This is a genomic window from Candidatus Cardinium hertigii, from assembly GCF_050864855.1.
GTDB lineage: Bacteria > Bacteroidota > Bacteroidia > Cytophagales > Amoebophilaceae > Cardinium > Cardinium hertigii_C.
On record NZ_JBOZWW010000058.1, the window covers coordinates 87,383 to 106,139 of the forward strand.

Here is an 18,757-nt window from a genome sequence, read left to right on the forward strand (position 1 = left end):
TTGCACTAAGCCGTTTTTATATTTATACATGAAACCATACAGTCTATCTCAAGGGCTTTTAAAGCCACATTTGATTACCGTTACAAACGAAAATTGCAACCTGCGTATAGATAAATTTCTATCAGACGCTTTACATATAAGCCGCCATAAAGTTCAGTCAGCCATTGCAAAAGAATGGGTTTCCATTAACAATCAGCCGATTAAATCCAACTATAAGGTTCAGCCTAAAGATGCCATCGTAGCCCATATACCTACCGCCACGGAGGCAACTAACCTAACTCCAGAAGCGATACCATTGGATATCGTATATGAAGATGACCACCTACTGGTTGTCCACAAACCGGCCCAGATGGTAGTCCATCCAGATACCGCCCATCAAACCGGAACGCTGGCCCATGCATTGCTCCATCGCTATAAAAATTTACCTTTAAAAGACGATATGCCTACCCGGCCGGGCTTGGTACATCGGATTGATAAAGATACCTCTGGTCTACTGGTAGTTGCCAAAACAGCAGAGAGTTTGGCCCATTTGTCCCGTCAATTTTACAACCATACGGTCAAACGGATCTACCATACATTGGTTTGGGGCACCCCTGAAAATAGATGCGGCACCATCGATTTAAATATTGGGAAAAGTCCTCGCCACCATCAAAAAATCGTAGCTTTTCCCGATGCCCAACAAGGGAAAAGAGCCGTTACCCATTATCAGGTCATCAAGCCCCTCCACCAAGTTGCCCTTGTAGCCTGTAGATTAGAAACAGGACGTACCCATCAGATCCGCGTCCATATGCAACAGATCGGCCACCCCCTCTTCGGTGATTCCAAATATGGCGGTGATGTAATTGTTAAGGGACAACGCTATGCTTCCTACAAGGCCTTTATACGCAACTGCTTTAAAATCATGCCTTATCAGCCACTCCATGCAGCCCTATTGGGCTTTAACCACCCAGTTACGGGCAGACCCCTCTTCTTTGAAGCGCCTTTACCAGAAAATTTTGTTAAACTCATAGAGAAATGGGAAAAATACAACACCGCTCGTATGGACCATGTTGCGCAAGATAAAACAGTCGATCAAAAAAGCCTTTCACTTTTCCAATAGGGAAAGCAATAGCTTACTAGCTATAGTAACCTTTATGCTAGTGGCCGTTATCGCCCCTAAAGTAGTACAGCTATACTACAGATGGACCTATAGACCAGACCATTGTGCAGACACCGCCTTACTGGACAAACAGCTGGCTTTATTGCAAGCCAATAGCAATAGATTGGTCCCATTCGATATAAACAGCGCTACAGCAGAACCATTGCTAGCCATAGAAGGGATGCCCCAACCACTTGCCCTTAGAATCCTACGCTATAGAGACAAATTGGGCGGATTTGTTTCCTTTGACCAATACAAAGAAGTATATGGCCTATCTGGCCATCTGCGCACCAAACTGATGCAGCACACCACCATACGAAAAGGACATCCACCTAAAAAAATATCCTTAAACCAGGCAACCTTTAAGCGCTTGGCTGCCCATCCCTATATTTCATACGCTATGGCCCAAGCCATTATAGATTACAGAAAACGCAAAGGAAAATTTACTACCTTGCGTGCCATTCAAAACCTACCCGGCTACCATCCAGATTGGGGGAAAAAAATAATGCCCTATCTCTCCCTTTAGCCACCCATTACAACAGCTCCCCCTTTTTGATTTCTAAGTAAGAATGCGTATTATAAAGCGTAGCACTACTGCTATGCCTATTTATTAACTCTTTAACGGCTTGATCTTATGATATACTTTAATATGCCGTTATATATAGTGGCAGCTTTTTTGGGATTAACCTTTCTAATGGGTGTCTATTTTAGTAGAAAAAAAACTACTTTTCGGGAATATGCGGTGGGGAATAAACAATTTGGTACGGCTACTTTGGTCGCTACCGTATTGGCTACGTCATTTGGGGGGGGAGCATTAATTCGTACTGTAGAGTGTACTCATATTCTTGGCTTATACTGGATAGTCCTTATTACATTGAATAGTTTTGGATTCTGGATTATTAGTAAGTTAGCTTTGCGCATGGGACCATTTATGCAACACTTCTCTATGACAGAAACGATAGGTAGTATTTATGGTACCTATCCAAGGATTATAGCTGCTTTGGTTGGTATCTGTACTTGTATAATTGGTATTACTTTGCAAATTAACGTAATGTCTCAAGCGATTAATATGTCTTTGGGATCGATTGACCCTCGGATCATTACTATTCTTTCCACTGTACTCCTTATTTTTTATTCTACATTTGGGGGGGTTCGGGCCATTACCTATACAGATGTATTGCAGTTTATAACTTTTTCCGTTATTATTCCTCTTCTAGCCTGGTTTATGTTTATACAAATAGGCAAACCAATTACTGAAATTGTTCCTATACTACAAGACCAACCTAAGTTCCAATTTAGCAACTTATTTCAGTTTAATATCCAGCTAGTGGGAATGGTGCTACTGCTTATGTCTGCTCTGATATCATTTATGCAGCCTGACCTTATACAACGGGTCTATATGACTTCTAGTCCCATTCAAGCTCGAAAAGTTTTTTCCTATGCAATACTTTTTAATTTTATTATAACTTTTTTCATAGTACTAACTGGTCTATTTGTTTTTGTAGGAGCACCTGATTTAGCAAAAGAAAATATTTGGGAATATATAACTACCCATATTCCTTCCTTATTTAAAGGATTTCTTGCGATTAGTTTACTTTCTATGACGATGTCTACAGCGGATTCTGGATTAAATGCTTCTTCTATTATGGTGAGTCATGATATCATGCAAAGTCTACAAAAAGGAAAAAAATTCCCTGACGCATATCGACTTAAAATAGCTAGACGGACTACATTAGTAGTAGGTTTATTGGCTATGCTCCTAGCTTTTCACTGTAAAGATCTGTTAAAATTAATGTATTGGGGTATTGATTGTGCTGTACCTATAGGAACAGCACCTTTTATATTAGCCGTTTTTGGTTTCCGGGGTACTTCGCGTACCGCTTTAATCGGTATGGCTACCGGTCTCTTCACTATTTTAGCCTGGAACAAGTGGGTTGCACCTGCTACAGGGATGGATGGTTCTTTTGTTGCTATGTTGGCCAATGGCTTGGCGATGCTAGCGGCCCATTATCTACTGATACAACCAGAAGGGGCGGGTTGGTCTAAACCAGATGACGAATTTCGGCAGATGCGCCAAGCGCAGGAGCGTAAGCGTGCGGAACGAAGAGCAGCGATTAAAATGGCGTGGGCCAATAGAAAAATAACTTTGGGTAAATTGGCTCCTGGTGATACTACCCTACGATTAATAGGATTATATATCATAGTTACTTCTATTATGGATTATTGGTTTTATGAACCAACTGGCATCTCTTGGGCAATAAGCCAAGTTTGTATAGGTGCCTTTGTTATAGCTTCTAAAACTTTCTTTAGCAAAGCACTGCCCAACTGGTTGATTGGCCTAGGTGCACTTATCGTCCTAACGATTCTTTTACCGTTAGATTTGCTTTGGAACTGTTGGTATTCATTAGACCCGATTTTTACGGCATCCTTATCTTTGACCCATTGCGCGATTATTTTATGGACCTTACCCCTCTACCTAGGGACAAAAGTGGTAGCAGGGACCGGATTATTAATGCTCTCCATGTCTATTCAATACTTTTTACCCGAATTAGTTCCCCTACTTCCACTATGTGTAGCGATACTATTCATATTTGCCATGATTATTTACTTTAAAGTCAGATTAAATTGTTCTGCAACTAAAATTCTTTATCTTGAAAATAGAGAAAAGCTTAAAGAAGCGGAAAAACTAAAAGCTTCTTTATATGATGCAGCCATAGTACCAGCTGCTTCAGCTGGCGGGTGCAAGGGCTATGGCGCTATTCTAGCGCAAGTGGTGCACAAAATGGAAGAATCTATCTCTTTCTTAGACCAAAACATGCCCCTTTACAAGCAAGATTTTCAAAGTATTATCCATAAGCTGTATGATTGGGTAGCCTATTTTAATAGAAGAGAAAAGGCAAAAAGGCATGCACTGCTTCAGCCTACTAAAATTAGTATAGACCAACTGATCCATAAAGTAGAATTTGCGTTGTCCCAAGAGATGTCCAACCCGCCTAGGCTACTGGTAGAAAAAATAAATGGCACGCATGGGCCATTGTGCCCTGATATCATATGTGATGTCAACCAAGTAGTTTACTTATTGATTCAGGCTGTTTTACGGGTGGGTAGCCTAGCTAAGGCCCCGATTATCCGCCTACAACTGCAGCCTACCGCTTTGCAATTTAAGCAAGCAGATGGTATTGAAAGCCATTGCCCACTATCGATTCTTTTTCAAGCTACTGGCTGGGTAATAAGCGAAGCAGCCACCCCTTCTGAAGCGCTTCCGAAGGTAAAAAAATGCTATGATGATAGGATAGACTGTATACGACCTCAAACGCAGCAGCAACGTCCGCCATCGATAGACCTGCAGGAGGCTACTATATCGACTATTGTAAGTGCCCACCATGGTTACGCAGAAGTTTCTATGGATAGAAAACCACCAACTATTCTGCTGATATTGCCTACTGATGTTACTGAAATACTGCATCACATAACGGCTGGGCTACCTATAGATGCTTTAGCGGCAGAAGGCCCTGTCTCCCCTAAGGAGCAGGCTGATTCCATGATGGTTTTGATGCAATTCCATGACTATGTCTGCAAATCTGCTTATGAAAATGATCCGATCGATCTAGTCACCCTTTCAGGGTTGCTGCTACTAATGCGGCAACGCTTTGGCAGTAAGCGGCATGCCTCAGGGCAATTGTTTTATGTACGGGCAGTAGGGATTGCTACACTCGTGGTAGAATGGGCTTTTCACTCTCCTAAAGTGATTTATGCCTCTTTGCTCTATGAGCTGGTACGCCATACCTGCTTGCCCCTTTCATACATAAAGGAACATTATAATTTAGGGGTGTATGCCTTTGTATGGAATGTAGTCAATACAGACAAACGACAAGCATTAGACGATCCTTCTTTGCTTTATGTACAAAACCGCTTGCAAGAAGCTGTGAAGGAAGAACATGTACAGCTTTCTGTTCTGTTTATCAAACTAGCCGAACGGCTCTATGATTTGCGCCATGCAGCCGGCTATGTCCATCTACCAGAGGTACACCATATGGCACAAGAAACACTAGCCATAGATGTCCAAGTAGCCAATAAATACCTAAACCCAGAGATAGGCGCAGCCTTAGAAGAAGCGGCCAAAGCCGCATTAGCCATTTGTGCCAACTACCCATTGGAAAAAAACAACGATACAGTTGGTTAGTACATCCCCCCCACCTTTCTCATACTACCTTACTTTATATAAAGCTGCTTGAGCAAATCAACTGTTTTTTTAACTTCTGAAAAAGTAGTATTTTTACTAAAAGAGAAACGTATCGCATGGTTGTTTTCTTTTTTCAAAGCCGCTACAACCGCCGAACCTATAGCACTACCACTTGTACAAGCACTGCCTGTAGAAGCAGCTATCCCATGAATATCTAAATGATAGACCACCATATCGCGCCCGTCCGAGTCAGGCAATGAAATATTTAATAGGTTGGGACTGCTTTGGGTTAAGCTTGCACTCTGTCCATTAAAGGTTACATCAGGCATATCTGTTTTCAATAACTCGATCATATACTGTTTAATAGCCAATAAATGTGCTACTACTTTTGTTTTATGCGCAAAAGCCATTTCCAATGCTTTGGCCATGCCAACAATATAAGCCACATTTTCAGTCCCTCCACGCATATTTAACTCTTGCCCCCCTCCCGTAATCAGTGGTGCAACGGATACTGTAGCATCTATATAGACAAAGCCAATCCCTTTGGGTCCATGTATTTTATGGGCAGAACCAAGGGCAAGGTGGCAAGACTGGAAGTCAGCAAGGCCGCAATAGATGCTTTGAATGGTATCAGAATGAAAATAGGCCCCATATGCCTTACAAAGCTGTCCGATGGCTACGACGTCTGTTAGATTACCTATTTCATGATTGACCCGCATAAAGCTGACCAAAGCATGGGGATGGTCTTTTAACCATTGGGCTACTTCATCCAAGCTAAAGCCCCCGTCTTGGTCTACCTGGACATAGGATAAGGTAATCTTACCCTGTCTGGCCAAGGTTTCTAGAGGCATCCGAACCGAAAGATGCTCTAAGGGAGCAGTCAACACATGGGCAATTTGCATCGCCTCTATAACACCCCTTAAGAGCATATTGTTCCCCTCTGTACCACCAGAGGTAAAGAAGATTTCAGAAGGTGTCACATCGAATAAGGAGGCTATTTTTTTTCTAGCTTTTTCAATTGCTGCTTTCGCACGGCAGCCATAACGATGTACAGAAGAAGGATTGCCACAAAAATGGGCCATATAAGGCAGCATGCTATCCAATACGGCTGGATCTAATGGCGTAGTAGCGGCATGATCTAAGTAGATATCCATAATAAAGTATATAAGCCAGGTGGGTCAGTAAACGAATGGTACTTTCTATCATCCTCGGGTAACTTTATCATTGCCCTTCCATACATCCCGTATAGTGCAACATCTGACTGGCCAATCTTTTGATGTCTTCGATCGGAGTGGTTCGATTTACTTTGACCATTACTTCAAAGAAATTCCTGCACATAGAATCAAAATGACCCACACGGCATTTGGCATGATGGTGGACTAGAATAGATGCCAAGACGGGATGGACCGTCAAATCTAAGTAAAACAAATAATCAAAAGAACTTTTTATAAACTTTTGTATGCGGTCACTTTTTGCCTTCCCTAAAATAGTAATGGCATGATGGTCAAAAGCATAGCGCAAATGGCTACTGGTATGGATACGGTCTTTATGTGTAGTGTAACAAAGCACACTGACTTGCTTATCCAAATTTTTTAAATCTCGAATAAAACGTTGTACCACCTCATGCTTGGCAGGACTTTCATAACTATACAATACGCCTATAGTGGTTGCTTGCTTCAACCCCACATTGCTGCGCGCCACCGTCTTATTTTTTGCGGCCAAACGGGTCACAACGGCTAAAATAAAAAGCTTTGCACGTAAGTATAAATGCATCATGCCATCATCTTTATAAACTCAACTTCCTCCAAAATGGGAATGCCCCATTCCATGGCCTTCGCCAACTTGGATGGACCAACTTTAGTGCCTGCTACGAAATAATCCACCTTAGTAGAAACAGCAGGCAATACCCTCCCTCCTGCTTCTTCTATTAATTTAGTACATTCTTCCCTTGTAAATTTTTGAAAAGTACCCGATATAACAAAGTTTTTTGAAGCAAATGGCAACAAAGTATCCACAGGCTCCGGCAGCGCAAACTGCACCCCCGCAGCTTGAAGCGCATGAAGCATGGTTTGTTGGTAAGGATCCTGGAGGTAACCCAGTATACTCTGCACAATCTTCTCTCCAATATCTGGTAGCTGCAATAGCTCCTCTTCGGTAGCCTCTTGCAACCGCTCCATAGACCTAAAGTGTAGTGCTAATTTCCTGGCTACCGTTTCTCCTACATGCTGAATACCCAAGGCAAACAATACCCGATCAAAAGGTCTTGTTTTGGAGGCTTGAATATGAGCCAATAATTTTTGCGTGGATAGCGTTTGAAAGCCCTCTAAGCCATTGACCGCATCATAAGGCAATGTATACAAATCTGCTGCCGTTTGGACCAATTTGGCCTCCAATAAAGCATCAACTGTTTTAGGGCCCAAGGTATCAATATCCATCGCTTTCCGATGGGCAAAATGGAGTAAAGTACCCTTTAACTGGGGCAAACAGTGCTGCTTATTGGGACAGTAGTAGGCAACAACTCCTGCTGCCCGGTGGAGTAATGTCCCACAAGCAGGGCAAGAAGAGATAAAACGAATAGGTTGACCATCCCTATGGCGACGGGCCCTATCTACTCCCACAACCTTGGGAATAATTTCCCCACCTTTTTCAATAAAAACCGTATCGCCCAAACAAAGATCAAGTCTAGCCAACGCATCTGCATTGTACAAAGAAGCACGACGGACCATGGTGCCTGCCAATGGAACTGGAGTAAAATGGGCAACTGGCGTCACTATTCCCGTTCTGCCTAGCTGAAAAGTTACCCCTTCTAAGATAGAGGATGCACTTTCTGGTTGATATTTATAGGCAATGGCCCAACGTGGCGATTTGGCAGTTGTACCCATTCTATCTTGTTGATCCAACGTATTTACCTTGATCACGATTCCATCGACCTCAACTGGTAAATCTTTTTTATGCCACGCACAATAACGGACATACTCCATTATTTCCATACCATTGCGACATACCTTATAGGTAGGTGGCACAGAAAAACCCAAGGCAGCCAGTACCGCCAAGGCCGCTTGTTGCGTAGGACAAGTATAGGATGACCCATACAAACCATACCCATAAAATGCCAACTGACGATCTTTCACCCCCTCTACATCCAATGCCTTTAAGGTACCAGCTGTAATATTACGGGGATTGGCCCACAAAGGCTCACCTTTTGCCTTGCGTGCACGATTTAACGCTTTAAAAACTGCCTTAGACATAAAGGCTTCGCCACGCACCTCAAATGGATCAGATGGCACACCTCGAATGTTTTGGGGTAAGGGCAAACATTGGGCCACATGGCGTGTGACATCATCACCTTTTTCACCATCGCCCCGTGTCACCACACGTACCAAACGGCCCTTTTCATAAAGGATGCTTAGTGCTACACCATCTATTTTAGGTTCGCATACAAAATCTACCGTCTCATTTGGAAACATTTTTTTTACCCTTTCCACAAATTGCATCACCTCTATTTCTGAATAGGTTTTAGCCAAAGAGCGCATAGGCGTCTGGTGGTACACCACTTCAAAACCCTTGGAAGGTTGTTCTCCAACTACTTCAGTGGGAGAGTTAGAACATTTTAAATGAGGATGGGCCTCCTCCAATCGCGTCAACTGTTCCAACAATTGGTCATATGCATAATCAGAAATTTCAGAAATTCCCTTTTGAAAATAACATTCATTGTAGTACCCAATTAAATCTACCAAACGTTTGATTTCCTTACTGATATCAGATGGTTTCATAGGCTATGCACTCCATATTATAAACTGAACCTATTTTTTGTAGCGCCCAACCAACCCACTATAATACACATTCCACCAATGCCGCCAATCCAGCCCCAAGTACACTAACCCATAAAGTAAACTGGTTCGAATGATGATTGGGACTCGCTTCAAAAAGCATAGTAGCTGAAATGTACAAAAAATTACCGGTTACAATAGCAGATAATACAACACTACCTCCATCAGAAATATAATGATGGGCATAGCTACTCAGCCACAACCCTACTGGAGAAGCCAAAGCAAATAGCACCAAATAACGTAGCATGCGTCTAATAGATAGGTTAAAACCACGCAACACACTGGTTAAAGCAAAAGCCTCCAGAAACTTATGGAGCATCATACCGAATAAAAGCCCTTTTTGGGCAGCATGGCCAGGGTGACCATGGGCTAAAAGGGTACCATCTAATAGCGCATGCAATGCAATAGAAGTTAAAAACGAAAACATTTTATAATCCTTTAGGCAAGCATGGCCTGAAGTTGGGGCCATAGAATGGCCATGCTCCACACCAGCGGTAAAGGTTTCAATAAAACGCTGCAAAAAAAATCCAATCATCATACACCCTCCTACATACAGAGGCACTACCTTAGACAGAAAAAGCTCAGGCATTAAATGCAAGAAAGTATTGGCCAATAAGTACCCTCCCGAAAAAGTTAGCAAGCATGGTAAAACCCGCATCGAACACTGTGTAACCACCAAAAGGCCACCTAGTAATGCGGAAAAAAAAAGTGCAAAAAACTCGATAATCATTATCAATCCATGATGGTTAAAAAGACCGTGGATATCGATTCGTTGCATAACGTTATGCCACACGTACCGCTATCCGTAACCGTGCGCTTCGCGCACGATTGTTTCTATTTACCTCCTCTATAGAGGGCATAAAAGGTTTTTTTTGTAGCGGAACAAAAGGACGCAATAGATTGCCATACCCATCCTGTTCTATCTTGCCCCATACATTACCTGTATTAAAAAAGTTCTTAACCAATCGATCCTCTAAAGAATGATAGGCAATAATGGCCAAACGCCCTTTCGGTTTAATACATTCAACACTACGCTTTAGTAGTTCCTCTAATGCAACAAGCTCATTATTTACTTCAATACGAATGGCTTGAAACACCCTTGCAAGATACTGATTTACTTTTATTTTAGGCGCGAATGGTTCAAGAATAGTTCTTAACTGATGGGTCGTTAGAATGGGTGCACGCTTGCGTGCCTGTATAATAGCTTCAGCAACGGCCATCGCGCCTACTATTTCCCCATAACCATTCAATACATCAGCCAATTGTTCTACTGTATAGCTATTGACTATATGCTGAGCCGAATAAAGAGCATTTGGATCCATTCTCATATCCAGTGTACCATCAAAACGAGTAGAAAAACCACGTTCTGGCGTATCTATTTGGTAAGAAGAAGTGCCTAAATCTGCTAAGATACCATCTAGTTGTGCAATACCGTAAAAATTTATAAACTCCTTCACAAAACGAAACGATGCCCTAATAAAAGTTAAAGGTTTACCAGCAAACGATTGGGCCATTTTAGCAGCTGCTGGGTCCTTATCAAAGGCAAATAAATGGCCACTAGATAGGGATTCGACTATTCTTTTCGCATGGCCTCCTCCTCCAAAAGTAAGGTCAGCATAGTGGCCTGTTGGTACTATAGACAAGCCCTGCACCACCTGATCTGGCATGACTGGTATATGATAGGGCTCTGAAACAGTTGTAACCATATATCAAAAATTGTAAACTTTAAATGTTTTACAAAAATAAAATATTTAGCGCATTTTTAAATACAAATAAACTAGTACAGGACATCTTAGTGGTTATGAACATATACATTAGACCCGTATAAAACATTGCAACCTAAATAAATTTTGAGTACATCTTGTAGAACAGGTAAATCTATATTAGATCAAAGAATCTGAGCAAAAGTGTTTTTTTGCAATTTTAGTAATTATTTTGTAATAATACATATATATTGTATGCATTCGTTTTGAAAAGTTACTATTGCTATAAGTGTTTATTTTTTGCGCTTGGAAGGATAACTTCGTAACTTTAAGAACAGAAAATTTACTTTAAGGGTAAACCTTAATCTTGAAAAGATAAGCTTATAGATCGGGTTAACCTGACAATTTTTTGATTGTATCAAATGATAAAAAAACATGAAATTCCTGATGTAAATAATTGGGATTTACATCAGCTTGCAAGAGCCGTAAGCAAAGATCCAAATGATACCCAACAAGCTTGGTCTACCATTCAAGCAGCATATGAATGGGCAGAGCAGTTTGAAACAAAAATGGATAAAGCAATATCCAAACGTTGTGTAAAAGATTCGCTACAAGTAGCCATGATTGCTGCTACAGAGATGTTTTTAGATCTTCCTACCGTTATAGTTGCCCTCTTAACACCAGCTTTTTTAACAAAATTTATTGAAAAAGAAGCTGTTGAAAAGCATTTTGGTTTAAAAACAGCTTCTATACTACAGGAATTGGCCCTGTTAAAAGATTACAGATTACGCAACGATACCATTCGTAACTATCCGAATCATCCTGACATAAATTGCCACCATATTTTAGCCATTTTGCTACAAATTTGTGACATTATGCACCTACATTGTAGTGGCATAACATTTGAAAATGTCGATACAGAATTGGTCCCTTCTAACACCCAACTGCTACTGGAGCTCAAACATTTTTATATCCCATTATCGCATAGAATGCGGTTATATGATATTCAAACTAAGTTGGCAGATTTTTGGTTAAAACATACAGATACATTGAGTTACTATGCCATTACCGCCAAGCTTGGAATGACTAAAATAAAAAGACAGCAAAAATTAAATCTTGTTGCTGAAGAAGTGCAAGCAGCTGTAAAAGAACGCGGTATTGATTTTATTATAAAAAAACGGATTAAATCGGTTTATTCTATTTGGCATAAAATTCAAAAACTAAAAATTGATTTTGATCAAGTCCATGACCTTACGGCTATTAGAATTATATTAACCAATATGGATGGTAAAACATTGCAAGAAGAAAAAGTAGCTTGTTGGAAAATACTTAGTATTATTAGTAATCTGTACAAACCAATATGCAATATTATGCGGGATTGGATCAGTATACCAAGAGATAGTAGATATGAGTCACTCCACCTTACCTTTGAAACCTATAAATATGGGCAATTAGAGATACAAATACGTACAGAGCGCATGGACTATATAGCAGAATATGGTGAGGCAGCACACTGGAAATATAAGTATACCAACCTATAATCACCTATCAACCACAAGTGTATACCATTTGATTTTCCAGCTATTTTATTAAAAAACACCCCATTTATGGTAAATCTTTCTTTCGTTTACCCGCTTTTTTGGTTCAAAACAAAGCGACAGTGGCGATGCATGATTGGAATTGGGTTTTTAATTTGCGTTAGCTTATATGCAATACTGGCCTTTCCTAACACACACGCACCCAGTCGGTTGCTGATCATTCCAAAGGGATGTACCCGTTACCAACTCAAAAGCAAACTAGAACATGAAGGATATATAAAAAATGGAACCACTTTTTTATGGGCAACCTACTTATTGAGGTATTATCCTGAACATAGGCCTGGTCAATACCGAATAATGGATAATATGGACAATTGGCATATGATTAAAGTGCTACGTGGTGGCATGCAACATCCCGTTAAGCTTACTTTTTCTACTGCGGCCAATAAAGCTTCCTTAATAGATCAGCTGGTCCGTCCTATAGGGATCACCAAGGAACCACTATCAGCACTGCTACATGATGCAGAAAAGTTATCAGTCTATGGCTTTACGCCAGAAAATGTATTAACTATGTTTATTCCAGATACCTACGAAGTATACTGGACCATTACAGCAGAACAGTTGCTATCAAAAATCCATCTGGTTTACCAACGTTTTTGGGATACAATACGTCTGAATCAAGCGAAAAAAATAGGCTTATCTCCAATAGAAGTTTCTATTTTAGCCTCTATCGTTCAAGCAGAAACAAACGACCCACAAGAAGCTGCTAAGATTGCAGGCGTCTATTTAAATAGACTCAAACGCCATATGCCCCTTCAATCTTGTCCAATGCTTGTCTATGCGCTAAAAGAAAAGCAATGCAGTATTAAAAGAGTCTTACAACAGGATACCTATATCGATTCTCCCTATAATTCCTATCGTAGAAAAGGGTTGCCACCTGGACCTATTGGTTTGCCTAACGTAGCAATGATTGACGCCGTATTGAATTATATACCACATGATTACCTTTTCTTTTCAGCAAAAGAAGATTTTTCAGGCTTGCATTATTTTGCCCGTTCTTATAGAGAACATTTAAAAAACGCTAATAAATATAGCAAAGCACTGAATAAGCTAAAAATTATGCGTTAAAGCCAAGTAGCAACATCGTCTATATCTGTTCGGCTTCTATAGCAAGAAGCAGTTTGCAGGTTTACAGAACCATTCTATATTCCAACAGATACCGCATATAGCGCGGGTTTATAGCTAAATCTAATAGATTAACTACAGACCCGCATATATGGCACATTTTATATTGCTCCTATTCTACAACCGCCATGAAGGCCATGGACGCAATAGGAGGCCAACATGGTTACGCTACAGCTCTATTTTGATTTTGATCTTTATGCATACTACCAGATAGGCCTTCATCCCTATCATCATCCAGTGGTGTATGTAGGGATAAAAAATAATTGGATGGCCTTTCCAGCGCATTCTCTGTCTCTTGAGAAAAACAATAACCATTATTTTGGTTATCCTCTTGTATTATAGAATGGTTATCATCATTCTGAAGTTGATTGTTATCAACACAATCAGGCAATTCACTAAACAAATTTAGTGGTCCATCAAATGGTAGCTCATCAACAAAAGAATCTTCATCTTTATCTTTATCTTCATATTCATCTTGATCGGGATAGGTATTACTGCTTATATCAAAGGAATTATCCCAGGTACAATCAAAAGATTCATCTTCATGACCGTCACAATCAGCCTCTTCTAACAGACCATCTGTTTGATTCGCTACACTAGAAGCTTCAGTATGTTCTTTCAGATCATCTGTTTGGATCGATATACTAGACGTTTTAACATGTTCTTGCAGATCATCTGTTTGGATCGATATACTAGACGTTTTAACATGTTCTTGCAGATCATCTGTTTGGATCGATATACTAGACGTTTTAACATGTTCTTGCAGATCATCTGTTTGGATCGATATACTAGACGTTTTAACATGTTCTTGCAGATCATCTGTAACCGCTACTATTGCTGCAGGCATCTTACTTGGAGTTGAGTCAACTACTTGCTGTATAACAGGATTATAGATGGTTCTACTATTTTCTTCCTCTTTTATAGAAGAGGAGACACTAAAATGATCCACTGATGGGTTATTTAATAATCTAAAATCAGGATCTAAACGATTTTGAATTGCTTTTGCATGAAAGTCATGCATACCTTTATTACAGTTAAAAGCAAATAAAAATGTACCCATAGTAGATAAAAATAGGCTTTTGCGCATACTTCCTTTGCATATTAATTTTGTTTTGTTTATATTGCGGTGCATGTGTAAATTTGTTTTGTTATTAACAATAAAATTTTAAGCCAGCCCCACAAGCTAGGTCTTTCTTAATCCTCATTATGCAAGTTGCATTGGGTCAATAATCCATTTGCTATATGTAAGCTGGGATAAAACAAACAGATCAAAAATGTATGGTATATAGCGCAAGATGCAGCGGCATATATAAAATCGATTAATAATATCGAAAAAACCAAGTTTCAAACAAGCTAATAAAAGAGATTGTATTAAATCTTCTCAAATAGGCTTAAAAATAAAACAAACTAAGAAAATCAGCTTTTGCCCTATCTTCCTAGAGAGTGATATCTTTCATTTCAAAAGGCCATGGTTTAATGGTATTAAAAAAAATTACAATCTACAAGTTGTATAAGCTTTTTGTTAAAAGGTTGTTCAACGCTTCATAGCTCGGTTTTACAACAAAAAAATTTTAATGCTTTATCTGCTGATAAGCTATTATACTGGGAAAGTAGCACCTCTAATTTTTTCGATCGCATTTAGCAAAACAGTACACCATATGGCATGGTAACCAACCATATAATTGCAATAAGTAGTCAAAAAGTCTAATCTGTTTAGCCAAATAGAATTTGTTTTTATATCACAGCTATCCTTCATCCTATTGAATTACTACCATGCATACCATTCACCTGCTTTCTGACTTACTAATCAATCAAATAGCAGCTGGAGAAGTAGTGCAACGCCCTGCTTCTGTAGTCAAAGAACTACTAGATAATGCAATAGATGCAGGCAGCAAAAAGATAAAAATTATTATAAAAGATTCTGGTAAACAACTTATTCAAGTGATTGACGATGGCATAGGAATGGATGAAATCGATGCTCGAATGTGTTTTGAAAAACACGCCACATCCAAGATTACCCATACAGATGATTTATCTAAAATCCAAACCATGGGTTTTAGAGGCGAGGCGATGGCCTCTATTGCAGCGGTAGCACAGGTAGAAATGGAAACCCGTTTACACGAAGCAGCTATTGGCGTTTTCATTGCGATAGAGGGATCTAAAATCAAAAAACAAGAAGCAATTGCTACACCACCAGGGACTAAAATTAGTGTAAAAAATCTATTTTATAACGTTCCAGCACGAAGAAACTTCTTAAAATCCAATCCAGTAGAATTCAAACATATTCTAGAAGAAATCCAGCATGCCGCACTTGCTAGAACAGAAATTGGATGGAGGCTCCACCACAATGATATAGAAATATATAACCTATCACCAGAAAAATTAAGCCATAGAATAGTACATCTGTTTGGCGAAAGTTATAGAAAACAACTGATCCCCTGTAAAGAAACTACCAATATGGTGACCATAGAAGGGTACATCGGGAAACCAGAACAAGCAAAAAAAACAAGAGGAGAGCAGTTTTTATTTGTAAACCAGCGCTTTGTAAAAAGTCCATTTTTAAATCATGCCATTAAACATGCATACGATAGACTGCTACCAACAGATAGTTTCCCCTTTTATGCCATCTATTTAACCATTGCTCCTCAATTGATTGACATAAATGTACACCCTACTAAAACAGAAATTAAATTTCAAGATGAAAAAGCACTTTATGCGATTTTGCAAGCGGCGATTAAAAAAAGTTTAGCTACCCATCATGTGGTTGATTCTTTAGATTTTGAACAAGATACCAATTTTTCTTTGCTGCATTTTAGCAATCCTATCCAAGTAAGCTCCCCTCATTCAACAAAAGAACGAAATTATACACAATTTAAAGTAGATCGTTCTAATAGATCTCTTACATCACCTAAAGATTGGCAAAGTTTATTTCCGGATGACAAAGCAGAAAGTGAAACCGCTAGCCAAAACGTTGGAACCGTCCATTACGAAGAGGGGACAGGAAAAGCTGTACAACTGTATACCAGCTATATTATTGTTCAACTACAATCTGGTGCACTGTTAATTGACCAACAAGCTGCTCATGAACGGGTGCTGTATGATAAGTTTATGGACCACTTTCAAAATAAAAATGGGGCATCGCAACAGTTGCTTATGCCAGAATATCTAACTGTAAACGGTGTGGATTATATGGTTCTATTAGAAAATAAAGCTATTTTACGTTCATTGGGCTTTATCATTGACCCATTTGGGGAATCTACGATTATTATTCATGGCTGTCCAGCTGAATTAAAACACCACTCACCAAAGCAATTATTGGAAGGCGTAATAGAACAACTTAAATGGAACAACAACAAGCAAAAATTAGAAACTTCAGAATGTTTTATCAGAGCATTGGCCAAAAAAGCGAGCATACCACATGGTATAAAACTAAATGGCATAGAAATAGACGCACTATTGGCACAACTATTTTCATCTACTAATACCATGTATACACCAGATGGAAGAAAAATATGTGCCAAGTTATCAAAAGAAAATTTAGTAAGTTTCCTTACATAACTGCTGCATGCTATCCACCGATGTCAATGGTGTAAACGTAAACCAATCGTATGGTTCTTTTTGTTTATTAAGCAATTAAGCAATAATATTAAGTAACTTATACAAAGCCAGATAGCCTCAAAAATGTGGTACACATTATTGATATCTATACAGTTGGGTAACAAAAGCCCAGGTGGTTGAACAGCTACACGGTGTATATCTAAACTACATACGATCCTATGCGTTATAGAAACATTGATCCAAATCTATTCATAAAGAATAGAAAAAAAATGGAAATCTATCTTTATCCCAATAGCTTAGTAGTGTTGCATGCCAATGATTTGATGGCCAAAAATACAGATGGAACGATGCCATTTGTACAAAATAGTGATCTTTTTTATCTTTCTGGCATTGACCAAGAAGAGACTATTCTACTGCTCTATCCAGATGCCATTAAAAAGGAATGGAAAGAAATTTTATTTATCAAAGAAACCAATCCGATACTGTCTGTTTGGGAAGGAAACAAGTATACTAAAGAAGCAGTAAGCCGTATAAGTGGAATTGTGACGGTGCACTGGTTGAGTGACTTTAAGCCAATTTTTCATACGTTAATGGGTTTAGCCGATCAGCTATACCTTAATACGAATGAGCATCCAAGGACAAACTTCCCTATAGCCACTCGAGACAGGCGTTTTATTAGCTGGTGCCAGCACCACTATCCCTTGCATACATATGCACGGCTAGCGCCAATTATGCAAAAACTACGTGGCATAAAAGACGAAATAGAAATTGCCCTTATACAAACGGCTTGTGACATTACAGCAGCTGGGTTTCTATCTACTATACCAATGGTCCATCCTGGATTAATGGAGTATGAAATAGAAGCATTGCTCTCATATGAATTGCTTAGGAGAGGTTCAAGGGGATTTGCTTATGCCCCTATTATTGCCAGCGGTACAAATAGTTGCATTTTACACTATACCAACAATGATAAGCCTTGCCCACCAGGCGAACTGTTATTGATGGATATAGGTGCAGAATATGCAAATTATTCTGCCGATGTAACACGCGTTATACCTATTGATGGAAAATTCACAGCCCGACAACGACAAGTATATAATAGTGTACTGCGTATATTGCAAGCTGCAGAAGGGCTATTGCGGCCAGGACTACCTTTCTTAGATTATCATAATGCAATTGGTGGGTGGGTAGAAGAAGAACTGGTTGCACTCAACCTGATCAAGGCTACCGATATTAAAAACCAGCCTAAAGAGGCTCCAGCTTACAGAAAATATTTCATGCATGGCATCTCACATCACCTCGGACTGAGTACACATGACCTAGGCGATACCCATGGTGTCATTTTACCCAATATGGTTTTAACAATAGAGCCAGGTATTTATATTAAGGAAGAAAAAATAGGCATACGACTAGAAAATAATGTTGTGATTACAACAGATGGCGTACAAAATTTAACACAAAACATTCCTATAGAAGCGGAAGCAATAGAAGCATTAATGTGTAAAAAATGATAAGAAATTATAAAGAAACCATACAAAACAGTGCTAATCTGTTCTGCAAGCTAGCCCATTAGCACCTCCCCTACCCCAGAAAGCGCAGTTTTGCTTAGCTTACAGAACAGA

At 39.5% G+C, this 18,757-nt stretch carries 13 protein-coding genes; 7 read left to right on the forward strand and 6 right to left on the reverse strand.

From position 1 onward, the window contains the following. Positions 1-28 precede the first annotated feature (28 nt). From ACRRVB_RS03825 to ACRRVB_RS03835, 3 genes are all read left to right on the forward strand, one after another. The gene (locus ACRRVB_RS03825) at positions 29-1,099 is read left to right on the forward strand and encodes an RluA family pseudouridine synthase (RefSeq protein ID WP_432466654.1); all 1,071 of its coding nucleotides are present in this window, start codon (positions 29-31) and stop codon (positions 1,097-1,099) included. Next, the gene (locus tag ACRRVB_RS03830) at positions 1,047-1,664 is read left to right on the forward strand and encodes a ComEA family DNA-binding protein (RefSeq protein ID WP_432466655.1); all 618 of its coding nucleotides are present in this window, start codon (positions 1,047-1,049) and stop codon (positions 1,662-1,664) included. Before ACRRVB_RS03825 ends, ACRRVB_RS03830 begins: the two co-directional genes overlap by 53 nt. 123 nt (positions 1,665-1,787) lie before the next feature. Next, the gene (locus tag ACRRVB_RS03835) at positions 1,788-5,321 is read left to right on the forward strand and encodes a sodium:solute symporter family transporter (protein ID WP_432466656.1); all 3,534 of its coding nucleotides are present in this window, start codon (positions 1,788-1,790) and stop codon (positions 5,319-5,321) included. Positions 5,322-5,350: 29 nt separating this feature from the next. Here the strand turns inward: ACRRVB_RS03835 and ACRRVB_RS03840 are convergent, their stop codons facing one another. The 5 genes from ACRRVB_RS03840 to rsmH all read right to left on the reverse strand — a co-directional run bounded on the left by ACRRVB_RS03840 (position 5,351) and on the right by rsmH (position 10,857). Next, entirely contained in the window at positions 5,351-6,475 is a 1,125-nt protein-coding gene (locus ACRRVB_RS03840; RefSeq protein WP_432466657.1) for a cysteine desulfurase family protein, read from the reverse strand. Positions 6,476-6,542: 67 nt separating this feature from the next. Then, entirely contained in the window at positions 6,543-7,097 is a 555-nt protein-coding gene (locus ACRRVB_RS03845) for a DUF6913 domain-containing protein (protein WP_432466658.1), read from the reverse strand. Further along, on the reverse strand, positions 7,094-9,094 hold the full coding sequence (ligA, locus tag ACRRVB_RS03850) for an NAD-dependent DNA ligase LigA (RefSeq protein WP_432466659.1): 2,001 nt from the start codon (positions 9,092-9,094) through the stop codon (positions 7,094-7,096). Before ligA ends, ACRRVB_RS03845 begins: the two co-directional genes overlap by 4 nt. A 58-nt stretch (positions 9,095-9,152) precedes the next feature. Then, the gene (locus tag ACRRVB_RS03855; protein ID WP_432466660.1) at positions 9,153-9,929 is read right to left on the reverse strand and encodes a ZIP family metal transporter; all 777 of its coding nucleotides are present in this window, start codon (positions 9,927-9,929) and stop codon (positions 9,153-9,155) included. Between the two features lie 4 nt (positions 9,930-9,933). Further along, positions 9,934-10,857: a 16S rRNA (cytosine(1402)-N(4))-methyltransferase RsmH gene (rsmH, locus tag ACRRVB_RS03860; protein WP_432466661.1), complete on the reverse strand. Its 924-nt coding sequence runs from the start codon at positions 10,855-10,857 to the stop codon at positions 9,934-9,936. A gap of 419 nt (positions 10,858-11,276) precedes the next feature. On the opposite strand from rsmH, the gene ACRRVB_RS03865 reads away from it, so the two are divergent. Both ACRRVB_RS03865 and mltG read left to right on the forward strand, forming a co-directional pair. Next, entirely contained in the window at positions 11,277-12,395 is a 1,119-nt protein-coding gene (locus ACRRVB_RS03865; protein WP_432466662.1) for an HD domain-containing protein, read from the forward strand. 129 nt (positions 12,396-12,524) lie between these two features. Then, entirely contained in the window at positions 12,525-13,520 is a 996-nt protein-coding gene (gene mltG / locus ACRRVB_RS03870; RefSeq protein WP_432466663.1) for an endolytic transglycosylase MltG, read from the forward strand. Between the two features lie 220 nt (positions 13,521-13,740). Here mltG and ACRRVB_RS03875 read toward each other — a convergent pair whose 3' ends face one another. After that, on the reverse strand, positions 13,741-14,637 hold the full coding sequence (locus ACRRVB_RS03875; RefSeq protein ID WP_432466664.1) for a hypothetical protein: 897 nt from the start codon (positions 14,635-14,637) through the stop codon (positions 13,741-13,743). 713 nt (positions 14,638-15,350) lie between these two features. Between ACRRVB_RS03875 and mutL the strand changes: the two genes are divergently transcribed. Next, entirely contained in the window at positions 15,351-17,135 is a 1,785-nt protein-coding gene (gene mutL, locus ACRRVB_RS03880) for a DNA mismatch repair endonuclease MutL (protein ID WP_432466665.1), read from the forward strand. A gap of 218 nt (positions 17,136-17,353) precedes the next feature. Further along, the gene (locus ACRRVB_RS03885) at positions 17,354-18,646 is read left to right on the forward strand and encodes an aminopeptidase P N-terminal domain-containing protein (RefSeq protein ID WP_432466666.1); all 1,293 of its coding nucleotides are present in this window, start codon (positions 17,354-17,356) and stop codon (positions 18,644-18,646) included. The last annotated feature ends 111 nt before the right edge of the window (positions 18,647-18,757 follow it).